Genomic DNA, 16,383 nt, shown 5'->3' on the forward strand with positions numbered 1-16,383 from the left:
GCTACGAGAAACGCGCCTACATCTACCTCGGCACCGTCACACTCGCAGCCCTCGCCATCTGGCTCCGAACGTGATCCGAGAAACAGTGCCTAGTAAGCCCGCCGTCAGAGTCGGCGCCGCCGACCCCGCCCCGATCCCGCCGGAGCAGCCCGGCCCCGCGGCACCCCACCGTGCTGGGCGTGCGGACAGCCGCTGAGCAGACCGAATCCCTCACCCGCACCTTCGTCTCGCTGCGTACAAAGGGGCACCGACGCCGAACACGCCTCCCTCCCGTGCGCCCTCTGCCAGGCAGCTTCCAACAGGCGTGCGATTACCCCAAGTTCGTAGTGCTCTCCTGGCCAGAGCGTTAACTGGTGCTGCGGCAAGGTAGTTGGTAAGGCGTGGGCCGCGGTGTCGCACGTCGATTCCTTCGAGTACAAGGACACATCGTGCCCACTCCTGGTGTGTTGAGGATCTTTCTCCCTGCGCTCTCGCTCCTGCCCCTGCTGTTGTTCGTCCTGCCGGCGGCGCCGGCATGGCTTTGCTGGCCCTTCATGCCGGAACGGAAGCAGAGGGTCATGATCGAGGTATTGCAGAAGTTGATCGACTGGACGCGCGCCTGCGCCAAGGGTCGATAGCCGCCGGAGAAAGCGAGGAGGCGGGTGGCTGCATGCAGCCACCCGCCTCCGTTCACAGGCACCAAGCCCCCGCGGCATGATTCCTTTGCAAGGTCGGTAACAGCCCGCCCGTCTCCAGCAGCCTGGTGAAGCCCAGGACAAGCTCCGGGCACCACACACAAGGCAGCCAAGGCACTCGCCGAGCTGAAGCAGGGAACTGAAGCAGGAAGCTGCGCTGGAGGCGGCAGCAAGAGCGCGCCGCGGCGCACCGGCCGAGGCGTGCTGACCCAGGTGCCTGAATGTGTACCGCCAGGCGGAGGGCCCTCCACGTATCGACGCGAAGGGCCCTCTGACCTGCTATTTCTCTGTGGGCACAACAGGATTTGAACCTGTGACATCTGCTTTGTAAGAGCAGCGCTCTACCGCTGAGCTATGCGCCCTGGCCGAGCCGACAGACTACCTTGCCTTTGGGGCTGAACGGCAAACCCGTAAGCGAAGTCCGAACTTACCGGCCGGTGTGTTCGTTTCCGGTGAGTGGGAGAATGACATTCGGTCCTGGGGCGATCCGATCGGGAGAGGGAAGTGACGGCGACAGAGACGCAGCCGCATGAGCAGCGAGAACGCCGTCGCGTCCGTGGGGGTCCGCTCCGGGATGTGGTGGGGCTCGTGCTGCTGCCGTTGCCGTTGTTGGTGGCGATGGTGCCGATGTCGTTCGCGGGCGGGGGGACCCGTCGCTGGTTCGGGCGCGGGGAGAGCCAGCGGGCCGATGCGCAGGCCGCGAAGGACGCCGCGGCGGCCGCGTTCTACGAGCTGGACACCGCACACCGTGACCTGCGGATCTCCATAGAGACGATCACCGCGGTCGACAATTCGCCGGCCGCGCGGAAGGCCGCGGCGGATTACGAAGGCTTCGGCCGGCGGATCGACGAGGTGAGTCAGCAGTACATCACCGCGGTCGACTCCCACGATCTGGACCGTGATGATCTGGACGGTGCCGCGGTGGCGCGGGCGCGGGCCGATCTGACGCGTGCCAAGGAGGAGCTGGATCGCGTCCGGAGCGAGCTGGAGCGGTTCGCGCAAGGGCTCGGGCCGTTGCTGCAGACCGCCGAGACGCAGCTGGCGCGGCTGGCTCCGGCCGTGGAGCGGGCGCGGCAGGCGCTGCTGGCGGCGAGCAACGCGCTGGACGCGGTCCGTGCGCAGGGGCTGCGGGCCGATGATCTCGCGACCCGGCTGGCAGCGCTCGGGCCCGAGCTGACCAAGCTCAATCAGGGTGCCGGGCAGCACGGCGTACAGGAGACGATCCGCCGCGCCGACGACATGCTGCGCAAGGCCGAGGACGTACGGACCGAGGCCGAGCGGCTGCCGGGGAAGGCGGCGGAGATCGACAAGCGGCTGGTGTCGCTGCGGACCCGGGCGCAGGCGATCACGACGCGTGCCGGGAAGGTCGACCCGGTCCTCAGCGAGCTGCGGCGACGGTACAGCGCGGCATGCTGGCAGGACCTGCAGCAGGTACCGGAACAGGCCGCGCACTCCGTCCAGCAGGCCGAGGTCAAGTTGCGGGAGGCGCAGCAGGCGCGGGACGAGCAGCGCTGGGCGGATGCCACGAGCCTGCTGGCGACCGTACGGGCGCTGCTGGACGGCACCGACGAGGCGGTCTCGGCGGCCGGTGACCGGCTGCAGCGACTCGATGCGGTGTCGTTCGACCGGCAGAAGGAGGTCGAACGGACGCGCTTCGCGGTCCGGGACGCGCAACGGCTGGCGATGGCCGGGCGCAGCACCCCCGACCCGCGGCACGCCGGCCCCCTGGACGAGGCGGTGGCGCGGCTGGACCGTGCGGTCGAGAGCTTGGAGGGGCGGCATCCGGACTGGTGGCATTTCCTGACGGAGACCGAGGCGGTACGGGAGACGGCGGCCCGGGTGGTGCAGGAGATCCGCGGGGCCAGGGGCGGCGCAGGGGGCGGGGGCTGAGGCTCCGGGCTTTGGGCTCCGGGCTCCGGGGGCGGCTGAGGCTCCAGGGCCGAGAGGGGTGGCTGGGTTCCGGGGGCGGCTGAGGCTCCAGGGCCGGGGGTGGCTGGGCTCCGGGGCTGGGACTTCCTGGCGGCGGCCGCTGAGGCTGCTGAGGGGGCTGCCCCGGGCCGGCTGGTGGTCCCGGCGCGGGCGACGCGTATGTGCCCGTCTTCGGGGCTCTCCTCGTCAGCGGGTTCCGTACTCGTCACCGGGGTTCCGTACCACTCGTCACCGGGGCCGTGTGCAGGTCACCGCAGCTACGTGCCCGTCACCCAGGGTGCAATGGCGTGATGTCGCACGTGGGCGGATCCTGGAGGGAAGTACGGCCCAGGCGGCACACCTGCGCGAAGGAGGCCGGAGATGGCTACTGGGGCTACTGGCCAGACCCTGCACGGGCCCTCGAACCCCTTTCACCGGACGAAGACGCATCACACCCGGCTCGATGAGCATCTGCCCGTGGACCACCGGCTCAGCAAGGTCTACCGCATCGGCGCGGGGCTGATGGGCCTGGTGCTGATCGCCTTCGGCATCCTCGGGCTGACGCACCACATCGGCTTCTTCGACACCGGCGGCGACACCGTTGCCGGGCTGAACACCAACGGCTCCCTGAGCATCCTCTCCATCGTCGTCGGCGCGATCCTCGTCGTCGGCATGGTGATCGGCAAGAACTTCGCCTCGACCCTCAACATCGTGTTCGGCATCCTCTTCCTCCTGAGCGGCTTCGTGAACCTGGCGCTGCTGGACACCGACGCGAACTTCCTCGCCTTCCGGCTCCAGAACGTCCTCTTCAGCTTTGTGGTCGGACTGATGCTGCTGGTCTTCGGGATGTACGGACGGGTCAGCGGCGGCCTCTCGCACGACAATCCGTACTGGCGCGCCCGGCACCCGGAGGAAGCGGAACGGTTCGACCGCGGCCAGTTGCGTCCCGTCTCCGGCATGACGGCCGCACGGCAGGCGGCACGGGTCAAGGTCCAGGGCGCCTCGCACGCCGGGCGCGGTTCGATCGGCGCCGGCACCAGCGGGAGCAGGTCCCGCACGGGCCTGAGTGCGGGGACGAGTACGGGTACCGCCTCCTCCGGTGCCAGGGGTGCGGGTACTGCCTCCGGCGGCGGCACGGATGCCGGAACCGCCGGCAAGAGGACCTGAGCCGGGGCGAGGAGAGACGTCAGGGCGTACCGAGGTGGGAATGGGGTGCTCGGTACGCCCTGACGGCTGATGACGGGAGCCGTCAGGGCGCTACGGGACTACGGGACCAGCCGGGACTACGGGACCAACCGGGGACCACGGGGACTACCGGGACTCGATGACGGGGCGGAGCTGCGCGACCGGGAGGGACGGCGTCGGCGGAGAGCACACGGGGAGAGCAGGGAGCACACGATGAGCAGTTCGGAGCACACCGCCTCCTCCGCCGGCGGGCACGGGGTGCACCACGAGGCGGTCGAATCGCTCGCCGGGCGGATCATCAAGGGCACTTACGGTGAGGGCGACAGCCTCGTCATGCCGGACGTGATGGCACAGCTGGACGTGACCCAGACCGTGCTGCGTGAGGCGGTCAAGGTGCTGACCATGAAGGGCCTCCTCGATACCGACACGGCGCGCGGCACGTTCGTCCGCCCCCGGGAGGACTGGAACCTGCTGGATGCGGACGTCCTGCGCTGGAAGCTCGCGGCCGGTGTCTCGTCCGATTTCTTCGCCGATGTGCTCGAACTGCGCCGCTCCATCGAGCCCGCGGCGGCCGCGCTCGCCGCGGAGCGCCGGACGGAGGACGATCTGGCGGCGCTGCACGCCGCGCTCGGTGCGATGGCCGGAGCCGACACCGATCCGGCACTGCTCGTACGCGCCGATGCGTCGTTCCACACGGCGATGCTGATCGCCTCGAACAATCGCTTCTACGCGCAGATGCACCGGGTGATCGTGCCGGTACTCGTCCAGCGCGACCGGGCCGTGCTCGCCGCGGACGGCGCGTTCGAGCATCCTCATGCGGCGCACGCCGCGGTGGTCGAGGCCGTACGGGACCGGGACGTCGACGGCGCCTATATGGCGATGCTCGAACTGCTTGATCTGTCGGCGCGGGAGCATCCGTAGGGGCTTGGAGGGAAAGGCTTCGGGCCGGTGAAGGCGGACTCCGCCCGTAGGCGGCGCCGCCCCGCACGCCGACAGGACGGAGCCGGTCCATGAAGATCAGCCGCATCGAGACGTTCCTCGCGCCACCGCGCTGGCTGTTCGTCCGGGTGGAGACCGATGAGGGCGTCGTCGGCTGGGGTGAGCCGGTGGCCGAAGGGCGGGCCGAGCCGGTCCGGGCGGCGGTGGAGGTGCTGTCCGAGTACCTTCTGGGCCAGGATCCGGCGCGCATCGAGGACCACTGGCAGGTCATGACCAAAGGCGGCTTCTACCGCGGCGGGCCCGTCCTGTCGTCCGCCGTCGCCGGGCTGGACCAGGCGTTGTGGGACATCAAGGGGAAGCGGCACGGTGTCCCCGTCCACCAGCTGCTGGGCGGACCGGTCCGCGAGAAGATCCGCGCCTACGCATGGGTGGGCGGCGACGAGCCGCACGCCGTCCGCGACGCGGTCACCGCCCAGATCGAGGCGGGCTTCACCGCCGTCAAGATGAACGGCTGCGGCCGGATGACTCCGGTGGCCACCCGCGCCGAGGTACGGGAGTGCCTGCTGCGCGCCGAGACCGCACGCGAAGTCCTCGGCGACGAACGGGACTTCGGCCTCGACTTCCACGGCCGGGTCTCGCCCGCCAACGCCCGCAGGCTCCTCCCCCTGCTGGCCGACTACGCACCGATGTTCGTCGAGGAGCCGGTTCTCCCCGACTACCTGGAAGCCCTCCCTGGCCTCGTCAACGCCTCCAACATCCCCCTCGCACTCGGTGAACGTCTCTTCACCCGGCGAGAGTTCCTGGCTCCCCTCCAAGCCGGCGTCGCGATCCTCCAGCCCGATGTCTCGCATGCGGGCGGCATCTCCGAGCTGCGCCGGATCGCCGCGCTCGCGGAGGCGTACGGGGCGCAGCTCGCCCCGCACTGCCCGCTCGGTCCGGTCGCCCTCGCAGCCTGCCTCCAAGTCGCCTTCACCACCCCGAACTTCCTCATCCAGGAGCAGTCCATCGGGATCCATTACCACCGGGGCGCCGAGCTGCTGGACTACGTGCTGGATCCGGAGCCGCTCCGCTTCCACGGGGGCTCACTGCTGCGGACCGACCGCCCCGGGCTCGGTGTGGAGGTGGACGAGGCCGCGGTGCGGGCGGCGGATGAGCGGGGCCACGCCTGGCGGAACCCTGTGTGGCGCCATGAGGACGGGTCGTTCGCCGAATGGTGAGCCGAATGGTGAGGGGGATGGGGGTGGGGTTGGTGATGGGGGATGGGGGACGGGGATGGGGGTGTCCGGTGTGCGCGACCCAGGCCCCCGGTAGGGGAATCCTGGTACCGGGGCCCGGAATTCCCCTCCCTACCGGCGCCCGGTGCCTTCCCCCTTCCTCCCCCCCCCCCGCACGCCCGGTGCACCCGGTCCCCCCGGCACACCCGGTACACCCGGTACACCCGTCAGCGCGGCCCGGAATAATCGAAGGTGTCACCCGCGCGCCCGAACGACCCAGCCGCGCAGTCACACATGCGGCGGGGTGCAGGAGAAAGCAGGAAACGCCATGGACCTCAGCACAGCGCTCCGGACCGAGCGGCTGGTCGCCATCATCCGGGGCAGAGATGCGGAGGCGTCCTTCCGTACCGTCATGGCGCTTGTGGAGGCAGGCCTTCCGCTGATCGAGATCTCGCTCAGCGGGAAGGACGCCCTCACCGTGATCCGGCGGGCGCGCGCCGAGCTGGGCGACGCGGCCTGGCTCGGCGCCGGCACCGTCCTGACCGCATCGGATGCGCGGCGTGCCGCCGAAGCCGGGGCGAATCTCATCGTCACCCCCGGGCTCGGGGCCGGTCTGGAGGAGTCCGTACGCCAGGGGCTGCCGACGCTCGCCGGGGTGATGACGCCGTCCGAGGTGATCGCGGCGGATGCGCTGGGCGTCTCGGCCCTGAAGCTGTTCCCGGCGTCGGTCGGTGGACCCGCGTATCTGCGGGCGCTGCGTGCGCCCTTCCCCGAGTTGCCGTTCGTGCCGGTCGGCGGCGTGGACGCAGCCGCTGCGCAGGCGTACTTCGCCGCCGGGGCGGTGGCGGTGGGTGTCGGCTCGCCACTGGTCGGGGACGCGGCGGACGGCGGCGACCTGGACGGGCTGCGCAAGCGCGCGGCAGAGTTCAGGGCGGTGTGCGCACGATGACGGGGCAGCCGGCTGCCGGGGGCGGCGAAGCGCAGCGGGACAGGGACGATCACGGGCACAGACACGGGGACGGGCACGGGGACGAGGACGGGGACTCGCAGCACGGCGGCGCCGATCCCCGCCCCGGGGCCGCCCCGGGCCGTCCATGGGCTCCCCGGCAACCGGGCCGTCCGGACGTCTTCACCTTCGGCGAGACCATGGTCGCGCTACGCGGCAGCGGCCCGCTGAAGCTCGGCGGCACGATGCAGGTCTCCATCGCAGGAGCGGAGAGCAATGTCGCGATCGGACTGGCCCGGCTCGGGCACGAGGTCCGCTGGGCGGGCGCGGTCGGTGAGGACGAGGCCGGGGAACTGGTGCTGCGTACGCTGCGCGCCGAGGGCGTCGAGGTATCCGGCGCCTCGACCGATCCGGGAGCCCCGACCGGGCTGCTCCTCTTCGAGCCGCGGCTGCCTGACGTCACCCGGGTGCACTACTACCGTGCGGGATCGGCCGGCTCGCGGCTCACGGCAGGCGTGATCGAGCGCGCCTTCCGCGCCGCGCCGCCCCGCGTCCTGCACCTGACGGGCATCACCCCGTCCCTGAGCCCCACGGCGCGCTCGGCAGCTCTGCGGTCCCTCCGGCTGGCCCGCGAGCACGGCTCCTTGGTCTGCCTCGATGTCAACTTCCGCGCCCGGCTGTGGACGGCCGGGGAAGCCTCCGTGGTCCTGGCTGAGTGGATCCCCTACGTGGATCTCCTGATCGCCTCCGACGACGAGCTTCCGCTGTGCCTGCCGCCCCTGGAAGCCGGCGGTGGCTGCGCCGCCGGCATCACGTCGCAGGCCGGGCTGCTGAGGGAGCTGGGCGTCGGCGAGATCGTGGTCAAACTCGGCGCGGAGGGGGCAACGGCCTTCACCCACGGCGGCTCCCTGCACCGGCCCGCCAAGGCCGTACGGGCCGTCGATGCCGTGGGAGCCGGCGATGCCTTCGTGGCGGGCTATCTGTCGGCGCTGCTGGACGGTGAGGGGACGGCCGAATGCCTGGAGCGGGCCGTCACCACAGGAGCGTTCGCCGTCGCCTCCCCCGGCGACTGGGAGGGCGCGCCGACCCGTGCGGAGCTGGGCCTGCTGGGCGCGCCGCCCGGCACCGTCGTCCGCTGAGCGGCACCACGGCTAACCTGTGCCCATGCCTCGTTACGAATACCGGTGCCGCCCCTGCGGCTCCACCTTCGAGCTGAACCGGCCGATGGCCGAGTCCTCCGCCCCGGCCGTGTGTCCCGAGGGCCACGAGGACACCGTGAAGCTCCTCTCCACGGTCGCCGTCGGCGGCTCCGCGACCGCTGCCGCCCCACAGGGCGGGGGCGGCGGCTGCTGCGGCGGCGGTTGCTGCGGCGGCTAGTGCGCACGGCAACTACGGGGTGCCCCGGGGCCCGGCCCCGGGTCCTCGGCCGCCGCTACTTCTTGCGTGCCAGGGTCACGCCGTCGGCCACCGTGAGAATGACCGCCTCCATACGTGAGTCCTCCACGACGTGGTCGTTGAAGGCCCTGATCGCCAGGGCCGACCCGGTCGCCGCCGGGTCGGCGACCTCGCCGTGGTACAGGACGTTGTCCGCAACGATCAGGCCGCCCGGCCGCATCCGGGGCACCAGCTCTTCCCAGTACGCGATATAGCCGCCCTTGTCCGCGTCGAGGTAGGCGAGGTCGATATGCGGTGCGGCCGGCATCGCCCGCAGCGTTTCCAGCGCGGGCGCGATCCGCAGCTTGACGCGGTCCCCGACCCCGGCCTTCTCCCATGCCTCCCGGCCGTACGCCGTCCACTCCTCGGAGACATCACAGGCGATCAGCGTGCCGTCCGCGGGCAGCGCCTGGGCCATGGACAGCGCCGAAAATCCGGTGAAGGTTCCCACCTCGACGACATGCCGAGCCCCGATCAGCCGCACCAGGAACGCCAGCAGGGGCCCCTGTTCCTCCGCTGACTGCATCCCCGCCGCCTCGGGGAACTGCTGGCGGGTGAGCTCCACGAGGTCTCGCTGTGCGGCGTTCAACGGTGGGTTGTGGGCGAGGACGTAGTCGTACATCTCCGCTGTGATCGGCGTGCTCTTGGACTCGGTCACTGGCTCTCCCCTGGGTCAAGGATCGCGGTCGCGGCGATCACCGGACGATGCAGCCGATCGCTTCGGCGAGACTAACCGAGCCGCCGCCTTCACCGACTGTTTTCCCGGCACTCGCTCCCCTCGTGCCTCTCCCTTTTCCCCGGCCTCACTACCGGTCTACGGCCCCAGGTAGCGAGGCAGCGCGCGATACCGCCCGAACCCGGCGGGGCGGGGCGGGTGGACGAGAAGCCGGCCCGGGCGGCGGCCAGGCCGGCGGTGGAGGTCACGTCGGCAGTGGAGGTCGCGACGGCAATGGCGGTCACGCCGGCAATGGCGGCCTTCGTTGCCGCCCGTATCAACCCGCCCGGCCCGGGGGCACGGCACCGCGAAGGAAGGCCCGCACGATCTCCTCGCCCGCGGCGACGCCCCGTTCGTCGAGCGCCGTGAGGTGCGGGGCCTGCCAGCCGGAGTCCGCCAGCTCGCCGTGTCCGGGCCGCCATGCGCGGTCCGCGGCCAGCAGCAGATCGGCGTCGAGGAGGGAATCGCCGGCCGCAAGGACCTCGGACGCCCCGGTGCGGCGGGCCACTTCCGCCACGGCTGCGCTCTTGGTCAGCGGCTTCGGCACGGCGTAGATCTTGCGGCCCTGCAGGGACACGGTCCAGCCGCGTTCGTCGGCCCAGCCGGTCAGGTCCTTCACCCAGGTGTCCGGCAGCAGTGGGCGCTCCACGACGAGGTAGGCGAAAAGGTCCTCGGCAACGCGTTCCTTGCGCAGCCAGGCCGGGTCGGCGGTGCGGACCAGGTGCGCGCGGATCTCGTCCAGGGGTGCGCACTGCGAGGAGAGCCGCCCGGCGACGGTGCGCTGCCAGTCCGGGTCGGACTCACCCCGTACGAGCAGATGGCCGCCGTTGGCGCAGATGGCGAACTCGGGTACGGGCCCGGGGAGATGGATACGGCCGTACTGCTCGCGGGTGCGGGTGGTGGCCGGGACGAAGGTGGTGGTGGCGGCCAGTTCGGCGAGCAGGGCGGCGGCCGTCTCCGTCATATAGGACAGCGGCTTGCGCTCATAGGTCTCGACGCACAGGAGCCGGGGAGCCTCGGCGTCCGGCATGGCGAGGCCCAGGGCGGCGGCCGAATAGATCAGGGTGCGGTCGAGGTCGCTGGCGACCAGAAGAGGGGCGGCGCGCAGCGCTTTTGGGGAAGGGTGGTGGTGGGCGAGGGGCCGGCCGTTCATCAGGAGGCCACCGCCTTGCCGTCGGCACCCGTGGCCCCGCGGGTGTAGCGGGGGTGGATCAACCCCACACAGGTATAGGGCAGTTCCTCGACCTCTTCGACGGGCACCCCCCGCTGTTCCGCCAGGAGGCGCACATGATCGAGATCGGCCCCGGCCCCCTGCCGGGCCAGGATCTTCCAGGGGACCCGGCGCAGCAGTACGCGCGTGGTCTCGCCGACACCGGGCTTCACGAGATTGACGTCGTGGATGCCGTACTCCTCGCTGATCCGTTCGACGGCCGCCCAGCCCTCCCAGGTGGGGGCCCGGTCGGCGGCGGCCAGCTCCTTCGCCTCCGCCGCGGCCTCCGCGGCCACGTCGTCGAAGCGGGCGCTGACCGCGTCCAGGAAAGCACGCGACACATCGGCCGCCGCCAGGTCGCGGTAGAACTTCGCCCCGTGGAAGTCGTCCGGCCCCACGAGGTCGTCGCGCAGAACGGTGCGGGATATGAGGCCGGAGACGGTGGAGTTGAGGCAGGCGGACGGGATGAGGAAGTCGTCCCGGGTGCCATAGGTCTCGACACAGCCGCCGGGGTCGGCGAGCACGGCGATCCGCGGGTCGAAGCCCGGGAACTCCGCCAGGGCCTCGGCGAGTTCGCGGGTGATGGCGCCCTTGCCGGTCCAGCCGTCCACGAAGACCACATCCGCCGGATCGTGATGGGCGGCCAGCCAGCGCAGCGCGGTGGTGTCGATGCCCCGGCCGCGGACGATCGAGAGGGTGTAGTGCGGCAGCTCCACGCCGTGGGTGTGCAGCGCCCAGCGGCGCATCAGCACCCCGACGGGGGTGCCGGCCCGGGCCAGCGACACCAGCACGGGGCGCGGGCCGCGTTCGGCGAGCACGGTCTCGGTGACGGTCCCGACCGCCCGGGCGATCCGGCTCGCGGAGGTCCGCAGCGCGCTGTGGAAGAGCGCCTGGTACTGCTCGCTCGGCTGGTATTCGACCGGCAGCGACTCGGCGTAGTGGGCGCCACCGCGCTGAATCGCCTCCTCGCGTTCCTCGGTCGGCGCTTCCAGGGTGACGTCGGAGAGGTCCTGCAGCAGCCAGCCGACCTCGTCAGCGGTGTAGGAGGAGAAGGCGGGGCCGCGCAGCGGCTCGGGGAGGGGCACGGTCCGGTCCTGTGGCTGCGGGGCGTACGAGGGGATGACGGCGAGCAGCAGCCGGCCGGTGTGCTCGGCGAGCCGGTGCAGCAGACCGTCGGTGGCGTGCAGTTCCGGGGAGTCCCCGGGCGAGTCCACGACGGCCACGATGGTGTCGAAGCCGCGTTCCGGGTCGGCGCCGGCCGCCACGTTGTAGGCGTACCGCTCCCCCGGGCCGTCGGCCGGCTGGTCGTGAGCGGGGAAGGACAGCCGGGTCCGTATCGCGTAACCGGGGTCGTCGACGGGGAGCACCGGCGACCGGGTGGTGGTGGAGAAGAAGACGTTCGGCGCCGGTTCGGCGCCGCCCGCCTCCTCGGCCAGGAGAGCGTCCAGGGCCCCGGCCATCCGCAGCGGCGCGTACATCAATTCCTCGCTGCCGAGGACGAGGATGCGGCGGGCGCCGTCCAGGTGCCGGGCGATCCGGGCCGCCATGCGGGGCAGAGCGGCCTCCAGCCGGGCACGGTGCGCCGGCGTGAAGCCGTGCCGACCGCCGTCCGGCAGCCCGCCGGGCCAGCCGAGAGCGACCCGCACGACGTTCGCGCCGGACGCCGCCGGGACGTCCGGCGGGATGTCTGCCGGGATGTCTGCCGGGGCCTCTGCCGGACCGGAGCCGCGGTCGTTGTTCGCGGAACCCGTGCCCTCGGATCCCGCCTGCTCGGTCGCGCTCCCCGTGACCGGCGCGGCGGCCCGGGCCGCAAGCGCCTCCTGGGCGGCGACGAGTTCCTGGCCGCGGGTCAGAACGTCCGCGGGCAGGCGTACGCCGCCCGCGGCCAGTGCCACGAGGTCGACGCGGGCGCCCAGTTCCGCCGCGAATTTCTCCAGGTGGCTGCGGTCCGCGTCGGAGCGCATGTCGACCAGGGCGACGACCACGTACCGCTCGCGCGGGAAGTGCGCATGCAGCGCGGCGATCGTGTTCAGGACGGTCCGGCCGGTGGAGAACTCGTCGTCGACGAGCACCAGCGGTCCGTTACCGGCGAGGAGCGTACGGTCCTCCGGGAGCAGCAGATGCGAGGTGGCGTGGCTGTGCTCCTCCTCGAACCCGCCCACCTGCGCCACGCCCGCGACCGGGCGGCGGGTGGAGTGCAGATACGGCGCGAGGGCCAGGCCGTCGGCCACCGAATGTCCCAGGCCGGTGGCGGTTTCGGCGTAGCCGAGGACGACGGAGCGGGCAGCGGCCTCGTCGCCCAGCAGCTCCCGCACCCGGCGTCCCAGCCCGACGCCTGCGCCGTGGACCACATCCGGCCGCTGGGGCACGTGCTTGCCGAGCACGTTCGACACGAGCAAATGGGCCCGCTTGGGGTTGCGCCGCAGCGCCAGCCCCAGCAGTTCCGGCAGCTCGTCCCCGCCGCTCAGCGAGACCCCGAGCCGGCCGGCGACCCATTCTCCCGTCCAGACCACGTGTTCCGTCTCCTCCGTCGTACCGTTCATCTGTTTCCCGCAGGTCACGTCTGCTGACGCCTGCTCCTGTCTGCTCACGCCTGCTCGCTCACGTCTGCGGCAGGCTCGCCGTCAGCAGCTCCACGAACCCGATGCCTTCCCGGGCGACCCCGAACGCCTCGGCGCGCAACAGGGTCCGCTCGGCCCAGGCGCGGTGCGGCTTCACCTCGTTCATCTTGTTCGTGTAGGCGGAGCGCAGCACCCCGCCGTCGCCCCGTTCGGGCCGCAGGATGTCGACCGCGTCGCTGAACTCCTCATGGCTGACGACCGAGAGGGCGTGCACCGGCGCGACATGCGAGGGGTGAATGCAGGTCTTGCCCTGCAGTCCGTTCGCGCGGTCGAGTTCGATCTCCCGCAGCAGGCCGTCCATGTCGTGCTCGATCAGGGCCGTCCGCAACTCCTCGGCGCGTCCGAGGAACGGGCTGCGGCGCAGCTGCGGCTTGAACATCCGCTCCTGCAGCCGGAAGTACTCCCACACCGGGCCGGTGACCGTGAAGCCCGTGCCGTCCGCCCGCCCCAGCACATTCACCACGTCGGCGATCACGGAGGCGACGATCTGGACGTCGTATGCCGTCATGTCGGGGGCTCTGCGCAGTCCATAGGCGGAGCAGAAGTCCGTGACACCGAGCCGCAGGGCAAGCACCCGGTCCCGGTATTTGTCCACGGTCCGGGCGATGCCCGCCAGGGTCTCGGCGCGGCTCTCCAGATGCAGCAGCTGCGGAGATTCGAGCACCGGCATCACAAACAGCCGCCGGGCGCAGGCGCCCTCGGCCGCGTTCAGTGCCTCAAGGAACGGGATGCCACGCTCCTCGGTGAACTTCGGAAGTACAAAACCGGACAGCCTGTGTACGGCATTGCCCATCCGGCGGACCAGATCCGGTATTTGGCCGGGTGTGCGGACGCGGATGAACAGCAGGGGAAGGTCCGCGCCCGCAGTGGCCGCCTCGTCGAGAAGGCCCAGCTGCCGCACGAGGTTCTCCTCGCCGGCCTCGACGTCCCCGTCGCTTATGGAGTCCTCTAGACACAGGACCATGGATGCCACGCCTCGCGCGGCCTGCTTGAGGACATCGGCGGCGAGTCGCGTGCGGGTGGCGGGGCTGTAGAGCGTCGCCCCCAGAGCGACCGCGAGCGTGCGGGCGGGGGAGCCGGCGGTGAACTCCACCGGCTCCTGGTGGAACAGTGCCTTCCGGATATCGGGCGAAAGGTGCCCAAAATGACGCATACAACTCCCCGTCTCCATGCGGGATCCGGCACCCCCGCTGCGTCTCGCTGTCTGGATCCAGCCGGTAATCGTACGTGTGTGGGAGCACGGTTAGTTCCCGTGCGCCGGAAAATCACGTAACCCCCACGAGGCGCCCGGGTGTCCGCGGCCGCGCCCCGCGAACGGCTCGTGGCCCCCCGCGTTGTCGCTGCGACCTCCGGGAAGGCAGGATTGCGGCATGACGCACGCGATGCTGAAAGGGTCGAACGTACCCCTCGATGCCACGGCTGTCCGGGCCGTCCTGCGCTGGACCCCCGGCGCCGGTGTCCCCGATGTCGATGCCTCGGCCCTGTTGGTGGGGCCCGAGGGACGTGTGAACTCCGACGAGGACTTCGTCTTCTACAACCAACCGCGGCACCCCAGTGGTCTGGTGCGGCACCTGCCCAAGACCCAGCTCGCGGAGAGTCTGACCGACACCATCGAGGCGGACCTGTCGGCGCTGGACGCATCGGTGGACCGGGTCGTGCTGGCCGCGTCCTCGGACGGTGGCGCGTTCGCGGGCGTCACGGATCTGCGGGTCGTGCTGTACGACGCGGCGCAGAGCGACGGCGATCCGATCGCGGTCTTCGATGTGGTTCCCGAGACGGGCGAGGAGACGGCCCTGATCTGCGGGGAGTTGTACCGGCGCGCCGACAGCTGGAAATTCCGCGCCCTGGGGCAGGGGTACGAGAGCGGGCTGGTCGGCCTGGCGACCGAGTTCGGGATCTCGGTGGACGAGAACGAGGCTGCCGCCGACGGTCCCCCGGCCTCGGAAGCCCCGGTGTCGGCACCCCCCGGCCCGGAGTCGGCGGCGACCGCCGCCCCGGCCCCCGCGAGCGAGTCCGGCCCGTCCGGCGACCCGGCCGCGCCGGCGCCGGCCGCTCCCGCACCGGCCGCCCCCGGCCCGGCGGTGACCGGCCCGGAGGTGACCGGCCCCGCCGCCTTTGCCGCGACCCCGCCGCCCAGCACCTGGCCCGAGGAGGCCTCCGGCCCCCCGTCCGCGGCGGACCCCCAGGCCTCTTCGGCGTCGGACCCGGAGGCGGTCACCCAGCATGTGCCGGACGCCATGCCGGAACCGCTGTCGTCCGCGCCTCTGCCCTCACCGCCCACCGCGGCGCCCCAGGGCCCGGGAACGGCACCCACGAGCGGCGGCTACGGCTATCCGCAGAACGTTCCGCCACCGCCGGCGCAGCCCCCGGCCCAGCCCGCCTACGGCTACCCGGGGCCGCCGCCCCAGTACCAGCCGCAGCAGCCGCCGCTCCCGTACGGCGCTCCGCAGCCGGCCCAGCAACCGCCGGCCTCGACGTACGGCTACCCGGTGCAGCAGCCCTTCGTGCCGGACCCGTCCTTCGTCCTGCCGCCCCAGGGCCCGCAGTTCCAGCGCCGTTAGGGAGACCGGGCGGATTCCTCCGGCGGCGTGGGCGCGGCACGGGCGTAAGGCCGCGGGAGCGCGGCAGGGACGGGCGGCCGCGGGGGCCGGAGGCGGAACGAGCGGCGCGCCGCAAGGGCGGCGGGCCGCCGCGTGCCCGGCTCAGGCGTTCGTCTTGTAGCCCCGCCCCCACTGCAGCCCCCAGCCGTACAGCCGGTCGAGCTCCGCCTGGAAGCCGTAGACGTACTTCACCTCGCGGCGCACCGTCAGCTCACCCTTGACGCTCTCCAGCATGAAGATGGCGCAGGACCGGGCCTGTGGCGCCCGCTCGTCCAGCTTGACCTCCACCCGTGGCCCGCTGCTCGGATAGAGCGTCACGACCGCATGCGTACGGTCGAAGGCCGGCGTGCCGTCGTAGATGTAGACGAAGATCAGCATGCGCTTGATCTCGTCGCGGTGATCCAGGTTGATGTAAAGCGTCTCGCCGGACCCCGAGCCGAAGCGGTCGTCACCGCTGAGCTTGACGAAGGGCGCCCCGTTGAGATCGCCCAGGAAGTTCCCCAGCGGCTGCACCACGCCCTTGGTGCCGTCCTTGAGCTCGTACAGACAGGCCAGGTCCAGGTCGACATTGACCACGGCCGGCCCCTGCGCCTGCACTATCTCCGGTTTGAACAGCTTGCCCGGATGCCGCAGCAGACCGCCCCTGCCCTGCCCGCTCCGCTCGTGCAGGTCCGAGGGCCGCATCTGCCAGTGCAGATTGACCCGCAGATGCCCGCTGGCCGCCCCCTGCTTGGTCAGGGAAACGACCGGATTCCGTTTCGTCAGCTCGACGACGTACGACGCTCCGCCGCTGTCGAAGTCGAACTTCGCGGCGCCACCGCGCCGCAGATTCCCCAGGAACGACACCTTGCCCACCCCATTGCTCGGCCCCAACCACTGCGGGGCGGCCCGAGGTCCGCACCTCGCAGCCGCCCCGCAGAGAGCGTTCCTCAATCAG

General features: G+C 71.5%; 13 protein-coding genes and 1 tRNA gene. 8 read left to right on the forward strand and 6 right to left on the reverse strand.

Translation table 11 applies throughout. The annotated features are described in order from the left end of the window. Positions 1 to 964: 964 nt before the first annotated feature. Positions 965 to 1,036, reverse strand: a tRNA-Val gene (locus ACGFR7_RS36395). 142 nt (positions 1,037 to 1,178) lie between these two features. On the opposite strand from ACGFR7_RS36395, the gene ACGFR7_RS36400 reads away from it, so the two are divergent. The 7 genes from ACGFR7_RS36400 (at position 1,179) to ACGFR7_RS36430 (ending at position 8,243) form a co-directional block, all read left to right on the forward strand. Next, entirely contained in the window at positions 1,179 to 2,564 is a 1,386-nt protein-coding gene (locus ACGFR7_RS36400) for a hypothetical protein (RefSeq protein WP_393328058.1), read from the forward strand. A 399-nt stretch (positions 2,565 to 2,963) separates the two neighbouring features. Beyond that, the gene (locus tag ACGFR7_RS36405) at positions 2,964 to 3,749 is read left to right on the forward strand and encodes a DUF4383 domain-containing protein (RefSeq protein ID WP_393328061.1); all 786 of its coding nucleotides are present in this window, start codon (positions 2,964 to 2,966) and stop codon (positions 3,747 to 3,749) included. Between the two features lie 231 nt (positions 3,750 to 3,980). Then, positions 3,981 to 4,688, forward strand: coding sequence for a FadR/GntR family transcriptional regulator (locus ACGFR7_RS36410; protein ID WP_393328063.1), 708 nt, complete (start codon positions 3,981 to 3,983; stop codon positions 4,686 to 4,688). A gap of 89 nt (positions 4,689 to 4,777) precedes the next feature. Beyond that, positions 4,778 to 5,923: a galactonate dehydratase gene (gene dgoD / locus ACGFR7_RS36415; RefSeq protein ID WP_393328067.1), complete on the forward strand. Its 1,146-nt coding sequence runs from the start codon at positions 4,778 to 4,780 to the stop codon at positions 5,921 to 5,923. Between the two features lie 325 nt (positions 5,924 to 6,248). Next, positions 6,249 to 6,869 carry a bifunctional 4-hydroxy-2-oxoglutarate aldolase/2-dehydro-3-deoxy-phosphogluconate aldolase gene (locus tag ACGFR7_RS36420; RefSeq protein WP_393328070.1) on the forward strand — a complete coding sequence of 207 codons (621 nt, stop codon included), beginning with the start codon at positions 6,249 to 6,251 and terminating at the stop codon, positions 6,867 to 6,869. Next, positions 6,866 to 8,005, forward strand: a complete 1,140-nt coding sequence (locus ACGFR7_RS36425; RefSeq protein WP_393328072.1) for a sugar kinase — start codon at positions 6,866 to 6,868, stop codon at positions 8,003 to 8,005. The genes ACGFR7_RS36420 and ACGFR7_RS36425 overlap by 4 nt, the downstream gene beginning before the upstream one ends. 25 nt (positions 8,006 to 8,030) lie before the next feature. Continuing rightward, on the forward strand, positions 8,031 to 8,243 hold the full coding sequence (locus ACGFR7_RS36430) for a zinc ribbon domain-containing protein (protein WP_328387039.1): 213 nt from the start codon (positions 8,031 to 8,033) through the stop codon (positions 8,241 to 8,243). Between the two features lie 55 nt (positions 8,244 to 8,298). On the opposite strand, the gene ACGFR7_RS36435 is transcribed toward ACGFR7_RS36430, so the two are convergent. The 4 genes from ACGFR7_RS36435 to ACGFR7_RS36450 form a co-directional block, all read right to left on the reverse strand. Beyond that, positions 8,299 to 8,922 carry an O-methyltransferase gene (locus ACGFR7_RS36435; RefSeq protein WP_393328118.1) on the reverse strand — a complete coding sequence of 208 codons (624 nt, stop codon included), beginning with the start codon at positions 8,920 to 8,922 and terminating at the stop codon, positions 8,299 to 8,301. Between the two features lie 370 nt (positions 8,923 to 9,292). Further along, positions 9,293 to 10,168: an HAD family hydrolase gene (locus ACGFR7_RS36440; RefSeq protein WP_393328076.1), complete on the reverse strand. Its 876-nt coding sequence runs from the start codon at positions 10,166 to 10,168 to the stop codon at positions 9,293 to 9,295. After that, positions 10,168 to 12,768, reverse strand: a complete 2,601-nt coding sequence (locus ACGFR7_RS36445) for a phosphoribosyltransferase (RefSeq protein WP_393328079.1) — start codon at positions 12,766 to 12,768, stop codon at positions 10,168 to 10,170. Before ACGFR7_RS36445 ends, ACGFR7_RS36440 begins: the two co-directional genes overlap by 1 nt. Before the next feature lie 58 nt (positions 12,769 to 12,826). Beyond that, entirely contained in the window at positions 12,827 to 13,999 is a 1,173-nt protein-coding gene (locus ACGFR7_RS36450) for an HpcH/HpaI aldolase/citrate lyase family protein (protein ID WP_393328082.1), read from the reverse strand. 217 nt (positions 14,000 to 14,216) lie between these two features. On the opposite strand from ACGFR7_RS36450, the gene ACGFR7_RS36455 reads away from it, so the two are divergent. Continuing rightward, the gene (locus ACGFR7_RS36455) at positions 14,217 to 15,407 is read left to right on the forward strand and encodes a TerD family protein (RefSeq protein WP_393328085.1); all 1,191 of its coding nucleotides are present in this window, start codon (positions 14,217 to 14,219) and stop codon (positions 15,405 to 15,407) included. Between the two features lie 141 nt (positions 15,408 to 15,548). Here ACGFR7_RS36455 and ACGFR7_RS36460 read toward each other — a convergent pair whose 3' ends face one another. After that, positions 15,549 to 16,292, reverse strand: a complete 744-nt coding sequence (locus ACGFR7_RS36460) for a Tellurium resistance (protein ID WP_393328088.1) — start codon at positions 16,290 to 16,292, stop codon at positions 15,549 to 15,551. Positions 16,293 to 16,383 lie beyond the last annotated feature (91 nt).

The organism is Streptomyces sp. NPDC048516, from assembly GCF_043199875.1.
Taxonomy (GTDB): Bacteria; Actinomycetota; Actinomycetes; order Streptomycetales; family Streptomycetaceae; genus Streptomyces.